The organism is Gordonia polyisoprenivorans NBRC 16320 = JCM 10675 (assembly GCF_000241325.1).
Classification (GTDB): Bacteria; Actinomycetota; Actinomycetes; order Mycobacteriales; family Mycobacteriaceae; genus Gordonia; species Gordonia polyisoprenivorans.
Genome location: NZ_BAEI01000030.1, coordinates 44815 through 61841, shown reverse-complemented (window position 1 = coordinate 61841; position 17027 = coordinate 44815). Strand labels below are relative to the sequence as shown.

At 65.9% G+C, this 17027-nt stretch carries 12 protein-coding genes; 4 read left to right on the top strand and 8 right to left on the bottom strand.

Annotated elements, in window-relative coordinates; genetic code table 11:
• The coding region (locus tag GOPIP_RS07505) for an SWIM zinc finger family protein (RefSeq protein WP_006368997.1) at nt 1–820 on the bottom strand (820 nt) is incomplete at its 3' end.
• A 161-nt stretch (nt 821–981) separates the two neighbouring features.
• Between GOPIP_RS07505 and GOPIP_RS07500 the strand changes: the two genes are divergently transcribed.
• Entirely contained in the window at nt 982–2601 is a 1620-nt protein-coding gene (locus GOPIP_RS07500; RefSeq protein ID WP_006368996.1) for a long-chain fatty acid--CoA ligase, read from the top strand.
• 16 nt (nt 2602–2617) lie between these two features.
• On the opposite strand, the gene GOPIP_RS28215 is transcribed toward GOPIP_RS07500, so the two are convergent.
• Nucleotides 2618–4681: a CHAT domain-containing protein gene (locus tag GOPIP_RS28215; RefSeq protein ID WP_168436303.1), complete on the bottom strand. Its 2064-nt coding sequence runs from the start codon at nt 4679–4681 to the stop codon at nt 2618–2620.
• A 784-nt stretch (nt 4682–5465) separates the two neighbouring features.
• Between GOPIP_RS28215 and GOPIP_RS07495 the strand changes: the two genes are divergently transcribed.
• The 3 genes from GOPIP_RS07495 (at nt 5466) to GOPIP_RS07485 (ending at nt 10401) form a co-directional block, all read left to right on the top strand.
• Complete coding sequence (locus tag GOPIP_RS07495; RefSeq protein ID WP_006368994.1) at nt 5466–8225, top strand: helix-turn-helix transcriptional regulator; 2760 nt, start codon at nt 5466–5468, stop codon at nt 8223–8225.
• A gap of 148 nt (nt 8226–8373) precedes the next feature.
• Nucleotides 8374–8985, top strand: coding sequence for a hypothetical protein (locus tag GOPIP_RS07490; RefSeq protein ID WP_006368993.1), 612 nt, complete (start codon nt 8374–8376; stop codon nt 8983–8985).
• A 12-nt stretch (nt 8986–8997) separates the two neighbouring features.
• Nucleotides 8998–10401: a carotenoid oxygenase family protein gene (locus GOPIP_RS07485; RefSeq protein ID WP_006368992.1), complete on the top strand. Its 1404-nt coding sequence runs from the start codon at nt 8998–9000 to the stop codon at nt 10399–10401.
• Here GOPIP_RS07485 and GOPIP_RS07480 read toward each other — a convergent pair.
• From GOPIP_RS07480 to GOPIP_RS07455, 6 genes are read right to left on the bottom strand one after another with little or no spacing between them, the layout of a single operon-like run.
• A complete protein-coding gene (locus tag GOPIP_RS07480; protein WP_006368991.1) occupies nt 10296–11702 on the bottom strand; it encodes an NtaA/DmoA family FMN-dependent monooxygenase in 1407 nt (468 codons plus the stop codon). The two genes, GOPIP_RS07485 and GOPIP_RS07480, sit on opposite strands and share 106 nt — an antisense overlap.
• Entirely contained in the window at nt 11699–12739 is a 1041-nt protein-coding gene (locus GOPIP_RS07475; protein ID WP_006368990.1) for an LLM class flavin-dependent oxidoreductase, read from the bottom strand. The genes GOPIP_RS07480 and GOPIP_RS07475 overlap by 4 nt, the downstream gene beginning before the upstream one ends.
• Nucleotide 12740: 1 nt before the next feature.
• Nucleotides 12741–13775, bottom strand: a complete 1035-nt coding sequence (locus GOPIP_RS07470) for an aldo/keto reductase (RefSeq protein ID WP_006368989.1) — start codon at nt 13773–13775, stop codon at nt 12741–12743.
• Nucleotides 13776–13810: 35 nt separating this feature from the next.
• The gene (locus tag GOPIP_RS07465) at nt 13811–14833 is read right to left on the bottom strand and encodes an aldo/keto reductase (protein ID WP_006368988.1); all 1023 of its coding nucleotides are present in this window, start codon (nt 14831–14833) and stop codon (nt 13811–13813) included.
• 46 nt (nt 14834–14879) lie between these two features.
• Complete coding sequence (locus tag GOPIP_RS07460; protein WP_006368987.1) at nt 14880–16130, bottom strand: acyl-CoA dehydrogenase family protein; 1251 nt, start codon at nt 16128–16130, stop codon at nt 14880–14882.
• Nucleotides 16127–17008, bottom strand: a complete 882-nt coding sequence (locus GOPIP_RS07455) for an LLM class flavin-dependent oxidoreductase (RefSeq protein WP_244421120.1) — start codon at nt 17006–17008, stop codon at nt 16127–16129. Before GOPIP_RS07455 ends, GOPIP_RS07460 begins: the two co-directional genes overlap by 4 nt.
• Nucleotides 17009–17027: the final 19 nt, after the last annotated feature.

Sequence of the window (17027 nt, the reverse complement as noted above, 5' to 3'; positions counted from 1 at the left end):
CGTCGTCATCGCGCGTCACCACCAGCTGCGCCGACGACTCCTTGACCAACTGGACCTCGGAGGTGCGGGTGGTCTTGGTGTGCGGCACCAACGCGACCCCGGCGTCGACCGCCGCTGCGAGCAGGTCCCAGATGTCGGCAGGTGCGTCCTCGAGCCGAAAGACCTGGTCACGGGCGTAGCGGTCACCGATCCGCATCGCACGGCCGATGGCCCGCACCCGGCGGAGGTGCTCGGGCACGAAATCCTCGATCGCGCGGTCCTGTCCGGACGATCCCCACACCGACCGAACCTCCGGCTCGATCGAATTCCACGACACCCCGGTGCGAACCCACGAGCCGGTCTTTCCCGGCGTCACCAGACGCAGGGTGGGCCCGGTCATCTTCTTCGGTCCGCCGCCGGGCATCTCGATCAGAATGCCCAGGGGTGCGGTCCCGACAGTGGTTGTCGCCTCGTCGCGGACGAGTCCGTCGAGGAGCAGTCGCCAGGGGGCGATCGAGGTGGTGGCGCGCCGCGGCTGTGCGGCCGCACTCGCGGTCAGCAGCAGCGCGACGAGGTGTTTGCAGTCGACACCAACCGGGCACGTGCACCACGCGTCGGTGAGGTCGAACTCGCCGCCGACTCTCGAGAAGCTGGCCTCGACGCGATAGACCATGCCGCGCGAGCCATTACACTGCCCCACCAGATGCCGACCGTCCGCCGTCCAGGTGAGACCAGAGATCCGCCCCTCGTTGGCATAGGCCACCCCGCGGGAGACGGTCGGTCCGTCGAACTCCGCGCGGAGGTAGCTCTCGTCCATATCCAGTGGCTGCAGTGGTGCCATGCGCCCGAGAGTATCGAGGGGCTCCGACATTCTCGGGGCACGACGCGGAGGCCTGTGGCAGGTGTGCATGCTGGTCACGGATGTGATCGGCGTAATCTCGCCCATGGTCGCAGGGTGCAATGTCATCCTCGTAAATCAGGCACCACCGATCAGGAGAACTGATGCGCAGCACCATGCAAGACGTCCCATTGTCGATCGCGCAGATCCTGCGCCACGGCAGCACCGTCCACGGCACCGCCGAGGTCATCACGTGGATGGGAACCGAATCGCGCCGCCGCAGCTACGCCGAGGTGGGGCGCCGTAGCGCCGCACTCGCCAACGCGCTGCGCGGACTCGGCGTCACCGGCGATCAGCGGGTGGGCACCTTCATGTGGAACAACGCCGAACACCTCGAGGCCTACCTGGCGGTGCCGGCGATGGGCGCGGTGCTGCACACCCTCAACATCCGGCTGTTCCCCGAGCAACTGGTGTTCGTCGCCAACCACGGCGAGGATCACGTCATCATCGTCGACCCGACGCTGTTGCCACTGCTCAACCCGCAGCTGCCCGAGCTGACGACGGTCAAGCACATCATCGTCACCGGCGAGGACACCTCCGGCGTCGAGGCACCCGAGGGCATGACGGTCCACTCGTACGAGGCGTTGATCGCCGATCAGCCGGGCACCTTCGACTGGCCCGAGGTCGACGAGCGCGACGCCGCCGCGATGTGTTACACCTCCGGCACCACCGGCGACCCGAAAGGTGTTGCCTACTCCCATCGTTCGATCTATCTGCATTCGATGCAGGTGTGCATGACCGAGGGCCCGGCGCTCAAGCAGGGCGATCGTGCGCTGGCCGTGGTCCCGCAGTTCCACGCCATGTCGTGGGGACTTCCCTACGCGGCGTTCATGATCGGTGCGTCACTGATCATGCCCGACCGGTTCTTGCAGCCCGAGCCGCTGGCCGCCCTGATCGCCGCCGAGCAGCCGACGTTCGCCGCGGCCGTCCCGACCATCTGGCAGGGCCTGCACCAGTATCTCGAGCAGCATCCGCAGGACATCTCGTGCATGCACGACGTCCTCATCGGCGGGTCGGCGGTGCCGCCGTCGCTGATGCACATCTTCCAGGAGCAACACGACATCCAGGTGTTGCACGCCTGGGGCATGACCGAGACCTCACCGCTGGGATCGGTCGCGCGTCCGCCGGCCGGCACCGAGGGTGAGGAGCGCTGGCGCTACCGCTACACGCAGGGCCGGTTCCCGGCGTCGGTGCAGGCGCGCATCGTCGACGACGGCAAGGTATTGCCGAATGATGGTGAGAGCGTTGGCGAACTCGAGGTCCGCGGACCGTGGATCACCGGCGCCTACTACGGCGTCGACGCCCCCGAGAAGTTCGACGATGGCTGGCTGCGCACCGGCGACGTCGGCACCATCACCCCCGACGGCTACCTCACGCTGACCGACCGCACCAAGGACATCATCAAGTCCGGCGGCGAGTGGATCTCGTCGGTGGATCTGGAGAACGCCGTCATGGGGCATCCCGACGTCATCGAAGCCGCCGTCATCGGTGTCCCCGACCCCAAGTGGGACGAGCGGCCGCTGGTGGCCGTGGTGCTGCGCGAGGGCTCGGACGCGACGCCGGATTCGTTGCGAGAGTTCTTGTCCGACAAGGTCGCCAAGTGGCAACTGCCGGAGAACTGGACGGTCATCAACGAGGTCCCGAAGACCAGTGTCGGCAAGTTCGACAAGAAGCGCCTGCGCTCGCAGTACCACGACGGCGGGCTGTCGGTGACGCAGCTCTGAGGGTCATAATCCTCACCTAACTACTAACAACACCGCTCTCAGTTGAGATCTGACTACTCACGAAACCACCGTGCTCAACGCCCACTACACCAAATGGGGCCCAGTCGTAGTATGAGAAGGCAGTTTCTGTGGATGTTCCGGGATCTATAACGTCGATGCCGAACCTCGCTGCGAGACCGCTGACATCCCTGATGGTTGCGTTCTTCATCCAGAGAACAGCTTCGCGATGGCTAGAAATGAAGTCTGCTGGCGTCCAATGACTCTTGGGGGGCGGACCCAGCTTCTTACGGAGCGCGTCAAAGAATGCGTAGGAAAAAGCAAATCCTGCAGGATCCGATATAGGCCATGCTGTACCCATCACTAGAGCGGCCCCGCTGTAATAGATCGATGTCTGGATGCTCAACATCTCATCCTGAAGGGTTGCGTTTCTTGCGAGCCCGGACTCGCAAGAGCCGAGCATCACAAGGTCCGCACTCAAATTACACTTGAGAACATCTTGGACTGTTAGGCTATTTCCGTAGGTTATCGCCCGCGAATTCAGTGGATCCCAGTCGGCAACTGAATGTCCAGTAAAGAAGACCATACCGGTTTCAGTCATCGCATTCATCAAACTGGTGGCCGTAGCAGATTCTGAACTCACACGAACTGAATCTCCGAGCGTCACACTAGCCATGGCACTTTCACGTCGAGCCCACCTCAGAGCACCCTGCCCCTGAACATCGGTTGCTTCTTGCACTCTGAGTGTTAAAGGCAATGAGAAATTGCTTCGGGGTAGGCCCTCCTCAATATTCTTCCAGGCGACCGCTCGAGAGGGCACAGAAGTCACCACCTTCTTTCCCGATAAGAAGTCCTCACCGAGGGCCCCGCACGACCATAACGGAAAAGCTTGATAGAATCCGCCCAGCATAAGAACAACTTTGGAGCCAGAGTGGCCACTGATCCACTCGGCCAACGGGTTGAGGATTCGACATATTCGCTCCGCTGAGGCGCTAGCTCTTGCGCGATCAGACGGAATTGCACTCAACAGCCCTCCACGGTGCATATCCTGAAACTCCGCCGTCAAGACGCGGCCTGAAAGCTGTCTCAGTTCGATGCCTGAATATTCATCGCCGCTACGCATTACGACGTAGGTCGCAACAGGGCTGTGCGTGACGTGCACCCAGGAAACGTCGTCACGACGCGACTCATACTCTCTTGAATCGTCTTTCAACGTGTGCGAGGAAATCAGACCTCTAGATGCCTCTAGGAGCCGGAACGCGTACGGCCAATCCTCAAGCGCTGCGAGATGACAGGCGGCGAGGCGAAAGGTTAGTGGATTCCTTCGCATCAGTCTTTCAAGATCTTCCTCTGACCACGAAATACGGAAGTTAATCAAGCAGGTAACAATATTCCTTAGTATAGACTTGAACTGCCGTGTGGGTATCTGCGATGTCGCTTCAAGCCACGATACCAGTGGCGCAACTACAATGAAATAGTGTTCGTAGTCCCGAGACTTCCAGATCTCCTCAATCGCATCGAGGGGCGGTTTGGGAATTCCGACTACCGGAGCAATCATCGAGCGCAATTGAAATACTTTCACTCTTAATTCGTGACTCGGCCGTGTGGTCTTTGAAATGAAAGCCTCCGCCGCCTCCAGCCGCCGGGTTAAAGGTGTAACCCGAGGGAAGGCGTCAGCAACTATTTCGTCGTATCTTGATACCCAGGCTGGGGTTTCTTGATAGCCGAAGACTGCAGGATTCGATCTCAACATCGAAACAAAGAGGTCCGCTGGCATCTCATCCGGACAGCTGTCGAGACCATTCGGAATGCACTGCCTATCCATCCTCTCCCTTGAGCGATCGATCTCAATCTCGATCCATGCCATTAAGGTCTCCAGGATATTCATGTGATAAATTGATTTGAATTCTGAACTGAACTCGTTGTGTTTCTTCAATACTTTCGCGGCCCTGTCGAAGTCACGAATAACGCGAGCGTAGAACGCGGCCTTATCGGGCTCTCTCGAGAACTTTATGGTCAATCTCTCGGCAAGCGCGAGGTTCATCTGGCTGTACCCATAGTCCACACTATTGCGTGCGCGCATGCGGATAGTCTCCGCACATACGGACGCGGCTTTGATGAGCTGCGTTTCCGTAGCATTATGCATTTCTAGTATGCACAGGGCCCCGTTAGTGAGAGAGATCGCCGCTGACCGCTTGTCGCGCCGCCCCTTGCAGTCTTCAGCCAGACCATAGAACAGCTCCGCTGCTCGAATTCTGCTCTCATCGCGATTTGGGACCACGGTCCATGCGAGTACCTGGATAAATCGACTACGGGATTCATATTCCAGCTTCCAAAAGTTGCAGGCGCGCGCGATCGCGAAACAGGTACCGTAGAGCCCTGCGGCTTCTACGGATTGAGCGAATCCCATATTTCGCAACACAAGTGTATTTGCGTATTCAATTTTCGGACGAGCCACCAACTCGATCTGATCCGCCCCCCAACCGATGCAGTCGGGGGCCACCGCACAGTCAAAAGTGTGCTCAAGCGAGCTCAAAATGGTCTGCGTATCCGTCATTCAGACACTGTAGCCCTCTCGCAGTTGGCCAGGAGATGACGTGGACAGATTGCGATTCCCGTCGAAACAGCAAAGCATCTGGAATACCAGGTTGCGCATGCTGCGAGGCACGGGAATCTGCATGCCGCCCGTCTCCTGTAACAGAGCTTGGGCATACACGGGTATTCGACGGTGTCTGTATACGTATTCGGGCAAGACCAATCAGCGGCGAGCGCGCTTCTACAGTTCTGATGTCTGCGCACTACATTGACGCGACGATTCCTCGCCGAGAGCGGTCGTGACAAGCGGCCGTCCGTCTACCCTGAACCCCATGGCGCGAGTGCACAAGCAGGGCCGTCGCGAGCTGATCGACGATCTTCGCGCGGCCCTGTCCACGGCACTCGCGCCGACCGGCACCTCTCGTGGTGCCGCGAAGGCCCCGGCGCCGACGACGCTGATCCTCACCGCCGGCCCGGGTGCCGGTAAGTCGCACACGCTGGCGCAGTTGCGGTCCGAGGTCGATGTGCGGACGACGTGGACCTCGGCCCACGAGTTGTCGTGGCGGCAGCCGTTCGCGGTGGCCGCCGCACTCGTCGGTGCCGACCTGCCCGCGGTGATCCCCGACGGTTACGGCGACAGCCTGTACGACCGGGTCGACGCGATGTGTGCCGACGGTCCGCTCGCGCTGTTCCTCGACGACGCGCATCATGCCGATGCGGAGTCACTGACCCTGCTCACGCGGTTGTCGGCGGCGGCGCGTGATCTGCCGCTGGTGGTGGTGGTCGGACGCCGACCGCTGCCCGAGCGAGAACTGTTGCCCCGCTTGGCCGTTCGCCCGACGGCGCGCGAATGGTCGCTACCGCCGATGTCGGGCAACGAGATCGCCGCAGTGTGCCGCGAGGTCGTCGGCGCCGAGCCGGACCGCGCCCTGCTCGGCGCGCTCGCCGCCGCCCATGGCAATCCGATGCACGCGATCTCGCTGCTGCGCACCCTCGATCAGTCGGGCGATCTGATCATCACCGACGGCCGCGCCACCCTGGGCGCCGGGGCGAGTGCCCGCGTGTCGACGGGCGATCGCGATGCCGTCGCCGAGCATCTGGCCCTGCTGGATTCGCGGGCTCGCGATCTGACGCAGAAGCTCGCGGTGTGGGGTGGACCGGCGACACTCGTCGATCTCGCCGCCATCGACCACGCGGCGCCGGCCTCTCTGATCGGTGCCGCCCAGTCGGCCACCGATGCCGGCATCATCACCGCCGACGAGGACGGAACGCTGTCGTTCACCCACGATCTGTACGCCGATGTCACCTACCAGCAGCTCGCGCCGGCATTCCGCACGATCCTGCACGACGCCATCGCCGACCTGCCGCAGACCCGCGGCGATCACCAGCGCGAAACCCATCACCGACTCGCCTCCGGGACCGACCCGAACGCCATCGCCGACGCGGTCCGCCGGGCCCGAGACGACCTCACCCACTCGCCCGCAGTGGTCGTCGACCTCCTCGATCCCCTCGCCCGGCAGGGCGACACCGCAACGGGCGTGCACCTGCCGCTCTCGGTCGCGCTGGCGCGCACCGGTCAGCTCACTCGCGCGGCCACCACCGCCACCGAGGGGCTCGCGCACAGCACCGACCCCGAGGAATTCGCCGGCCTGCGCGGTGTCCAGCTGTTCGCGCTCGTCGCGCGCGGCGAGACCCACCAAGCACGGGCGCTCGTCGACGAGACCCTCGCGTTGCCCATCGACGACGCCGTCGCCGAACGCCTCGGTGACCTCCGGCGACACGTCGGGCTCCTCGAGGGGCTCTCGCCGGTCCCGACGACACCGTTCATCGACGTCTCCACCGACCTGAGCCGACGCTCGGCACCCGGATTGACCACCGAGGGGCTGCGTCTGTTCCTCCTGGGACATCTCGACGCCGGGCTGCAGCTGACCTTGCAGGCCTCGGCCCGCGAGACCACCGACCCGGCCGGCCGTGGACCGCACCCCACCTCCGCCGACATCTGGCCGCCGCTGATCGAGCTGTACGCACGCGGCCCGGCCGCGGCCGCCGACCTCCTCACCGGTATGACCCGATTACGGACCAGCCGGGGCACCGACTGGATGACCGCGTATCACGAATTCACTAGGGCTGGAATTGAACTCGGCTTCGGCCACCTCGACGACGCGGCCGCCACCTGGGATGCCGGGCTCGAGCTGGCCGCCGGCGCCGACATGGGGTGGACGTCGCTGGCCGACGGCGGGCGCACGATGATCGACGTCCTGCGCGGTGACCTCGCCGCAGCAGCCACACGACTCGACGCCTGGACATCCGGCGACGCGCCCGACCAGTTCGGCATCAAGGTGCACGAGCGCGTGCAGACCCTGCTGCTGGAATCCCGACGCAAACTGCGCCCCGCCGCCGCGGCGGCCACCGCCAACTGGGCCTCGCTGATGCAGCGACGGCTGTTCACCCACGCCACGATGTTCTCCCTCGACTTCGCCCGGATCGGCACCCGAGCCCAGGACCTGAACCTTGTCGAGGCGGTGGCCGACGGCCTCGCCGCATCCGGAGCCACCGAGCTGCCCTACCTCCGAGCCGTCGCGGCGTTGGCCGGCGCCCGCTGCGATGCGTCGGTCGGGCGACGTGAACTGCGCGCGGTGGTCGAGGTGGGCCGCGAATCGGCGGCGGTCCTGCACACCGCGGGTGATCAGTTGGTCGAGGCCTCCGCCTGGGAAGAAACCGCTTGTGCCGCAGCGGCTCTGGGTGACACCGAAGCCGCTCGGGAGTACGCGCGGGCCGCGCTGATGCTCACCCAGGGCATGGGAGCGGTCACCGCGTCATCCCGGATCGTCTCGCGCTTGCGGCCGATGGGGGTGCGTATGGACCCGAACACGGTCCGCGATCGGCCCACCCACGGCTGGGACAGTCTGACGCCCACCGAACGCACTGTCGCCGACCTGGTGGCGACGGGAGCCTCCGGCGCCGACGTCGCCGACCAACTGTTCATCTCGCCGCGCACCGTCCAGACCCATGTGTCGCACGCACTGGCGAAACTGGGGCTGAAAACCCGCGTCGAGCTGGCCGCTTACGTCGCCGGACGGCATCGGGACTGACCCCGACCCAGGGCCCGTTGGCAGAGAAATCTCCGTGGTTGGCAGAGAAATCTCCGTGATGACACAGATGTCTGCGTCATCGGCACGGACGAGAATGGACAACAGAACGGCACACCACCGGCCGACCACTCCGACAAGGACACACACCATGAACGCACTCCTCATGATCCTGGGGCTCGCCCCCTGGTTCGTCTTCTCGCTCGTCGCCCAGAACACCGGCGACAACGTCGCCCTCGCGGCAGGGGTCGCGTGCGCGATTGCCTTCGCGATGGCCGCGTGGGGCGCCTTCCGCGGCCGCAGCTGGAAGATCCTCGACGTCACCGCCATCGCCGTCTTCGGCATCCTCGCAGTGGTCGGGCTCTTCGCCGGCGATCAACTCAACGTCACACTCACCAACTTCGCGCGCGGCGGACTGACATTCGTGCTGGCCGCGATCATGCTGATCTCGGCATTCACCATTCCCTTCACCGAGCAGTACGCCCGCGAGAGCGTCGATCCGGCACTGTGGCATTCACCGATCTTCCGTGAGAAGAACCGTCGGATCAGCCTGGTGTGGGCGGGCGCGGTGTTCCTCATGGGCTGCTCCCACGTCGTCGCCGGAGTTCTCGCCGACCACGCCGCACCCGGCACCGCTCCGGGCAACGTCATCCTCAACTGGGTGATCCCGATCGTGCTGATCGTCCTGGCCGTCAAGCAGACCCAGCGCATCGCCGGAGCCCAGGTCCCCGCAACGGCCACCACCACCTCGCATCAGGCCTGAAAGGCACCCACCATGAGTCTCACCTCGCCCTCCACCCGGCCGGCCCCGGTCGACCTCGCTCACCACAGCCACCTCACCGGGGTGTTTGCCCCGCAACGCGAGGAGGTCGACGTCGCCGACCTCACCGTCCACGGTGACCTGCCAAACAACCTGCGCGGCAGCTATCTTCGCAACGGCCCCAACCCGCGCTTCGACCCGATCGGGTCCTACGTCTATCCGCTCGACGGCGACGCGATGGTGCACCGCATCAGCATCGCCGACGGCGCGGTGCGTTACACCAATAGATTTGTCCGCACCCCGATGGTTGTCGCCGAAGAGGCTGCTGGACAAGCACTCTGGTCGGGAATCACCGACGGCTACGCGCCGGGCGCCGACGAAGTCGGACCAGAGCTCGCGGGCACCTTCCGCCAATTGCCCGACATCAACATCGTCTCGCACTCGGGACGTCTGATGGCGATGGCCGAATCCGATCGCCCCTTCCTGCTCGATCCGGCAGATCTCTCGACGCTGGGCCCCACCGACTGCGCGGGCGCGATGACCGTGGGCAGTACTGCCCACCCGAAGCTCGATCCGAGGACCGGCGAGCTGGTCCTGTTCAACTATGCCCTCGACGCGCCGTACCTCACGTGGTCGGTGATCGCCGCCGACGGAACGGTCACCCGCACACCCACTCCTGTCGACGGACTGACCGAGCCGGTGATGATTCACGACATGGCGCTCACCGCACAATATGTGGTGCTGTTCGTGTGCCCGCTCGTCTTCGACATCGAGGCGATGCTCACCGGCGGGTCGCTGCTGTCGTGGCGTCCCGACGACGGCACCCGGATCGCGCTGATCCCCCGCGACGGCGGCCCGATCCGGTGGGTACAGACCGATCCGTTCTGGGTGTGGCACTTCGCGAATGCCTTCGACAATGCCGACGGCACCGTCACCGTCGACTACGTCGAGTGGACCTACCCCGGCGGCTTCGCCGACGTGAAGCGCCCGGCGTCGTCGACCCTGACCCGGGCGGTGATCGACCCGAACCGCGGGATCGTGCGCACCGTCCTGAGCGACCACGCACACAACATGGAGTTCCCGCGCGTCGACGACAGGCTGCTCACCGAGAACCATCGCCGGATCGCCACCGTCGGACACGGACCCCACGACAGCGACGTCCGCGACAGCCTCTGGTTCCACGATCTGGCCGCCGACACCGAAACCTGTTGGACCCCTGGTGTTGCCATCGGTGAGCCGATCTTCATCCCGGGCGAGGGCCACGACTACTGGGGTGCGATCGGCACCGATACCGAGTCGAAGCGCTCGAGGTTCTATCTCCTCGACGCCGACCGGCCGGCCGACGGACCGATCGCAACGGTCGACCTGCCGATCCGCGTGCCCGCGGGACTACACGGGGCGTGGCTGGCCGGGGAGTGAGGGAACGGCAGCCCGAAGCGCTCGCGGAGTGTGCGTGCGGGATACGTACGGTGAAACAGACCGCGTTCCTGCAGGATCGGGACGACGAGCGTCGCGAAGTTCTCGAAGTCGACAGAGGTGTCGGCGGGCATGATCGTGAATCCGTCGGCGGTGCCGGCCTCGAACCAGGACTGCAGGTCGTCGGCGACCTGCTCGGGTGAACCGACCACCAGCCGGTGGCCGGAACCCCCGGCGCCGGACTGCACCAATTGCCGTGGCGTGCGCGGTGACTGCGCGATGAGAGCGCGGGTCGAGACACTGAAGCCGGTCGAGAACGCGGTACCCGGGATGGCATCGGGCAGATCATGGATCGAGATCGGGTCATCGGGGCCGAACGATCCCGGTGGCAGACCGAGGTTCGCGATCAGTTCGTTGGTGAGCCGGTCGATCGGCAGGGTCGCGTAGAGTTCGTCCGCGCGTCGCGCCGCCTCGTCGGCCGTCGCACCGACCAGCACGACGACACCGAGCGACACCTTGACGTCGTCGGGATGACGTCTGCCCGAGGTGGCGCGGCGTCGGATCTCGTCACGGAATGCTGTTGCCTTGTCTTGTGTTTGGGCGACGGTGAACACGACGTCGGCGTACTGACCGGCAAGTCGGAGTCCGCCCTCGGAACCACCGGCCTGCACGATCACCGGGCGCCCCTGCGGGCCGGGCGCGACGGGCAGCGGCCCGGCCACCGAAAAGAACTCCCCCACATGGTCGATCGACGCGATCTTCGCCGTGTCGGCATAGCGACCGGACTGTTTGTCGGCGATGAGCCAGTCGGGTTGCCAGCTGTCCCAGAGTCGTGTGGCGACCTCCAGGAACTCCGATGCCCGCCGATACCGGGATTCCTTGTCAGGGTGGGCGGGCAGGCCGAAGTTGGCTGCGGCCGCCGGTGTTCCGGTGGTGACGATGTTGACCGCTGCGCGCCCCTTGGTCACATGATCGAGTGCCTGGAAGCGCCGCGCCAGGTTGTAGGGCGAGTTGTAGGTGGTCGACGCGGTGGCCACGATACCCAGGTTCTCGGTGACCGCGGCCAGAGCGCCGAGCAACACAGCCGGATCCAGACCGGTACCAGGGGCTTCGGCGATCTCACCGCGCAACGCGGGGCCGTCGCCGAGGAACACCGCGTCGATGGTGGCGTCCTCGGCGATCCGCGCGAGCCGCTGGAAGTGGTCGATGTCGAGGTAGGCGAGCGGGTCGACGTGCGGCAGCCGCCACGCCTGCCGGAAGTGACCCGGCGTCATCAACGAGATGGTGAGGTGAAATCCGGTCATACCTGGCTTCTTTCGGACGGTGCCCACCCCAGCAGCGGCGCCAGGTCCCGGGCGGTGGACTCCAGCAGTCGGAGATGTTCGTCGAGGTCGGGCACCCCGGGGACGAAGCTGATGAGCAGATCGGTCGCCTCACCGACCGCGGGGTCGGCGGCCAGCGCCTCGGCGATGGAGTCGGCCGGGCCCAGCAGCGCGCGGTCGGCGGCCAGGTACTCCTCCACACTCTGCGCATGCTTGGGAGCACCCGAGGTACTCCAACTCCGCCACCGATGGACTCCCGGCGTCACGAGCCGGACCGCTTCGGCGCGGTCGGGATGTGGATAGACGGCCCGCGACACCTGGATTCGTGGCGGGTGCCGGGTGTCGGTCCACGCGGCTCGATACGACGAGATCCACGATGCCTGCGCGGCTTGCGCGTCCTCGACCGTCCCGCCGCTCCACGCGTTGGCCCGCGAGAGCTGCAGACCGTCACCGGCGAGCGCGGCCGCCGCGGCGGAGGCGTGCGCATAGTCCGGGTTGCTGGTGGTGGCCTGCCACAGTCGGCGGCGCACACCGTCGCCCGGCGGGTACAGGGATTCGCCCGCCGCATTGACCGGTGCACCCTCCAACACCTCGTGCAGGCGCGACACCGACTCCCCGAAGATCCGTTGACGATCGGCCAGGTCCTTCCCGAACGCCTCCCACGCGCCCGGGAAGGGCCCCGACCCGACACCGAGTTGCAGCCGCCCACCTGAGAGGGCATCGACGGTGGCGGCGTCCTCGGCGACCCGCAGCGGGTCCTCGAGCGGCAGGACGAGCACACCGGTTCCGAGCCCGATTCGCTTGGTGTGCTGCGCGATTGCTCCGAGTGCCACCAGCGGTGCGGAGATCTGTTCCTTGCCCTGCCGGAAGTGGCGCTGGATCACCCAGCCCGAGTCGAAGCCCCATTCCTCTGCGGCAACGAAGATGTCGATGGCTTCGCGGTAGGCCTGGGCCACCGGTAGATCGTTGTCGAGGTGCAGGAGGAAGTTGAGCCGCAGCGGCCGCTTTCGCTCGCTCATGTCACAGGTTCAGTCCGGTGCCGTGCACCCCGTGTTCGTCGATGAGGGCCAGCTCGTCGGCGGTGAACTCCGGGAAGTCGAGGGCCTTGAGGTTGTGATCGAGCTGCCAGGTGGAGCTCGCGCCCACCAGCGCCGAGGTGACCGCCGGCTGCCGCAGCACCCATTGCAACGCCAACTGCGCCAACGACTGTCCGCGCGCCTCGGCCAGTTTGTTGAGTTCATTGGCGCGCTGCCGGTAGGTGTCGTCGATGACGTCCGGGCTCAGGAAGGTGCTGTTGACCGCGCGGGCGCCGTCGGGGATCGATTCCAGGTACTTGTTGGTCAGCAACCCCTGGGCCAGCGGCGAGTACACGATGAGCCCGAACCCGTCCTGCTCGGCGAGATCGAGGAGCCCGTTCTGTTCGACGCGACGATCGAAGATCGAATACCGCGGCTGGTGGATCAGCAGGGGGATACCGGCCTCCCGCAACAACTCCGCGATCTGGTGAGCGCGGTCGGGCTGGTAATTGGAGATCCCGACGTAGAGCGCCTTTCCCTGCGACACGGCCGATGCCAGGGCGCCGACGGTCTCCTCGAGCGGTGTCGACTCGTCGGGGCTGTGGTGGTAGAAGATGTCGACGTAGTCCGTGCCGAGATCACGCAGACTGTGTTCGAGGGAGGACAGCAGTGACTTGCGCGAGCCGCCCCGCTGATACGGACTCGGCCCGATCGCGTTGCCCGCCTTGGTCGACAGGATGATCTCGTCGCGGTACGGCGCGAGATCCTTGGCGAGGACGCGGCCGAAGTTCTTCTGCGCCGCGCGGTGCGGAGGGCCGTAGCGGTCGGCGTTGTCGAAGTGGGTCACGCCCAGATCGAAGGCGTGCAGGATGATCTCGCGTTGGGTTTCGAACGGGTAGTCGGTGCCGAACTTCTGCCACAGCCCGAACGAGAACGACGGGAGATCGAGACCGGACCGGCCGGTCCGGCGGTACGGAATGTTCTCGTACCGGGTGGGTTCGGCGGTGTAGGTCAGTTCGGTGGGTCCGAAGGTAGCCATCGGTCAATGCCTTTCGTGGTGTGCGGGTCGGTGTGTCAGCGGCGGAGAGCGGCGGGTTGCAGGGACGGTGTGTCGCGACCGGTGTCGCGATCGTGGAATTGGGTTCCGGGCTCGACGATCTCGTCGATGCGGTCCAGGACGTCGTCGGTGAGTCGGATGTCCACGGCCTTGAGGTAGGCCTCGAGGTGTTCCTGGGTGCGCGGGCCGATGATCACACTGCTCACCGCAGGGTGGTTGAGCGCGAACGCGATCGCGAGTTCCACCAGCGACAGACCGTTCTCCTCGGCGAGATTCGCCAGCGCATCGGCCGCATGGAGCTTACGCTGATTGGCCGACGCCGCGATGTCGAAGCGTCCCGGGATGAGTTCGGCGCGAGCCGATTCCGGTTGCCCGGCACCCACCCGGTACTTCCCGGACAGCCAGCCGGCCGCGAGCGGCCCGTACGACAGCGCGCCCACCCCGTACTTCTGGACGGTCGGGAACACCTCACGCTCGACCCCGCGCACCAGCAGCGAGTACGGCAGTTGCTCGGTGTGGGGCGCGATCAGCCCGTACCGCTCGGCCAGCCAGTGCGCCTCCACCTGCAGATGCGCGGGAAACACCGAGGTCCCGTAGTACAGGATCTTGCCCTGGTGGATGAGGTCGTTGAGTGTCTGGAGCGTCTCCAACAGCGACGTCGCAGGGTCGGGCCGGTGGGCCTGGTACAGATCGATCCAGTCGGTCCCGAGACGGCGCAGACTGTCCTCCACGGCGCGGGTGATCCAGCGCCGGGAGTTACCCGCCTGCAACGGATTGTTCCCGATCGTGCCGTGGAACTTGGTGGCCAGGAACAGGCCGTCACGGCGTCCGGCGATCGCCTTGCCGACGACTTCCTCGGTCACACCCTGCGCGTACACATCGGCGGTGTCGACCGAGGTGATCCCGGCGTCGAGGGCGGAATGGATGATCCGGATGCTCTCGTCCTCCTCCTGCCATCGTCCGAAGTTCATGGTGCCGAGGGTGAACGGGGTGATGGGGACCCCGGTACGGCCCAGGGTGCGGGTGACCTCGATGGTCATGAGTGCCTTTCGCTGCGTGATCGGTGTGAGTGGGATGTGGCGGTCATCAGAAGAGCCCGGTGGTCGGCGGCTCCTCGCCGGTCAGGTGCCAGGCGCCGGCGACGGCCGCTTTCCACTGCCGCGGATTGTGATTGGCGGCGGTGCGCGCGTTGCGCCAGTGCCGATCGAAGCCGAGGTCTCGGTCGGTGATGGAGGCGCCTCCGACGTCGAACAGCAGTTCTGCTGCGCGCAAGGATGATTCGATGGCCACCACGCCGGCCTGCGCGACCGACACCGCGGCCACGGCGCCGGCCCGGCGTGCGTCGTCTCCCGTTCGGCCCCGCACGTCGGCGACGGCGTCGGCTCCGAGCAGCACGACGCCGCGCGCGGCCTGGGCGCGGGCGGCGATCTCGCCGACGGTCACACGCACGTACGGATCGTCGACGCTCTTCTCGGCGGTGCTGTGCTTGATCGGCCGTGCCTTCTCCCGGACGAACCAGGTGGCATCGTCGAGAGCGCGCGCGGCGATTCCTGCTTGTACCGCAGCGAGATACAGCTGGGCGAAAGCACCCTGCCATGGGTTGTCGGGGCCCGGGTTGTCGAGACTCGGATTGTCGGGGCCAGCTCCGGCGAGTGCCACTTCGTCATCGGACACGTGCACGCCGTCGAGGATCGTGGTGCCGCTCTGGGTGAGGCGTTGGCCGATGGCGTCGAAGTCGTCGAGACGCTCGACCCCGGGTCGGTCGGTGGGCACGGTGAAGCGCAGCACGGCGCCGTCGTCGGTGCGGGCCTGCGCGGAGAAGTACGACGCGTACAGACCGCCGGTCGAGTAGTACTTGCGTCCGTTGATCACGTAGCCGTCGTCGGTGCGGGTCGCGGTGGTCGCGACGCTGCCGCCGGCTCCCCCGTTGCGTTCGTTGGCCGTTCCGGCGAACAGCGCACCGCTGCGCAACCTGGCCAGGCTGACGTCGCGGAACGGGAGATCGGGGCGTCCGGCGACTTGATTCGCGAGCAAGAAGGTGCCGCGAAGTGCTTGGGCCACATTGGAGTCCGCGCGTGCGATGTCGATGATCACCTCCACGACATCGCGGACCGATCCGCCGGCACCTCCCTCTTCTCGTGAGATCCCGGTCAGCGCCACCCCGTGGTCGGCGAGGGCGCGGACGTCGTCGAACGCGAAGTCACGGGTTTCTTCGCGGACGCGGGCCGACTCGGCGATCCGAGCCAGGATCGGTGCGATGGCGGTGCGAATCCCCTGCGGTGTCAGGATTCCCGATGGCGGCGCGACGCTGTGCGCTCCGATGTCGAGTGCGGTCATCGGACGGACTCCTCGAAGGCGGGGTGACCGAGGGTCTCCCGAAGATGTTGCGGTGCAGTGCGGTCGGGTCGCCGGACCAGGTTTCCGATGGTGGTGATCGTGTCGTCGACGCTGCCGTGCGGAACGAGCACGACGCCGCTGATCGTGTTCCACGCCAGGGCCTGCCGCACGGTGTCGGGATCGTCGATGCCGATACGGCTCAGCACGGCGACTTCGCGAGGTGGGTGTCCGAGTCGCGCGGCCTGGTCGATGATCACCGCATCGGCGACGCCCGCGATACGCTCCCACCCCACCGCGTCGGCGTCGTCGGCGAGCAGTACCGGACGGCCCTGCGGCGACGACGGGCCGTCCAGCGGTCCGGCGACACGATAGTAGGTTCCGTCGTGGCCGATGGGTCGGATGAGCGTGTCGTCGGCGACGATGCCCGCCGCCTGATCGCCCCGGAGCGCTTCGGCGGGAAACGAATTCCACAGAGCGAGGAGAATCTGCGCGTACTCCACCCAGCGGGACGCCGAGTCGGGCTCGGCGCCATCCGGATCAGGTGCGGCCGGGTCGCTGACCTCGTCGCCGACACCCGTCCGCAGCGTCAGGCCCACCCGTCCGCCGGTGGCGCGATCGATGGACAGCACCCGCCGAGCCAGGTTGTAGGGCGCATTGTGGGTGGTCGCGACGTCGATCAGATAACTGATCTGCCGGTACTCACCCGCCAGGTAGGCGCCGACGACCGACGGGTCCAGCGTCGGTGTACCGGCGCTGCGATCGACCAGCCGGATCGCGTCGATACCGGACGACTGCGCCGCCGCCACCAACCGCTCGGCGTCGGGCAGCGAGACCTGGTCCGGCCCTTCGCCGACTGCGAGTTCGAGAATGGTACTCACGTTCTTCTCCTCACCGGAG

Coding starts and splice junctions, on each gene's coding strand:
- GOPIP_RS07500 (WP_006368996.1), top strand. CDS start 982: ATGCGCAGCACCATGCAAGACGTCCCATTGTCGATCGCGCAGATCCTG.
- GOPIP_RS28215 (WP_168436303.1), bottom strand. CDS start 4,681: ATGCGCGCACGCAATAGTGTGGACTATGGGTACAGCCAGATGAACCTC.
- GOPIP_RS07495 (WP_006368994.1), top strand. CDS start 5,466: ATGGCGCGAGTGCACAAGCAGGGCCGTCGCGAGCTGATCGACGATCTT.
- GOPIP_RS07490 (WP_006368993.1), top strand. CDS start 8,374: ATGAACGCACTCCTCATGATCCTGGGGCTCGCCCCCTGGTTCGTCTTC.
- GOPIP_RS07485 (WP_006368992.1), top strand. CDS start 8,998: ATGAGTCTCACCTCGCCCTCCACCCGGCCGGCCCCGGTCGACCTCGCT.
- GOPIP_RS07480 (WP_006368991.1), bottom strand. CDS start 11,702: ATGACCGGATTTCACCTCACCATCTCGTTGATGACGCCGGGTCACTTC.
- GOPIP_RS07475 (WP_006368990.1), bottom strand. CDS start 12,739: ATGAGCGAGCGAAAGCGGCCGCTGCGGCTCAACTTCCTCCTGCACCTC.
- GOPIP_RS07470 (WP_006368989.1), bottom strand. CDS start 13,775: ATGGCTACCTTCGGACCCACCGAACTGACCTACACCGCCGAACCCACC.
- GOPIP_RS07465 (WP_006368988.1), bottom strand. CDS start 14,833: ATGACCATCGAGGTCACCCGCACCCTGGGCCGTACCGGGGTCCCCATC.
- GOPIP_RS07460 (WP_006368987.1), bottom strand. CDS start 16,130: ATGACCGCACTCGACATCGGAGCGCACAGCGTCGCGCCGCCATCGGGA.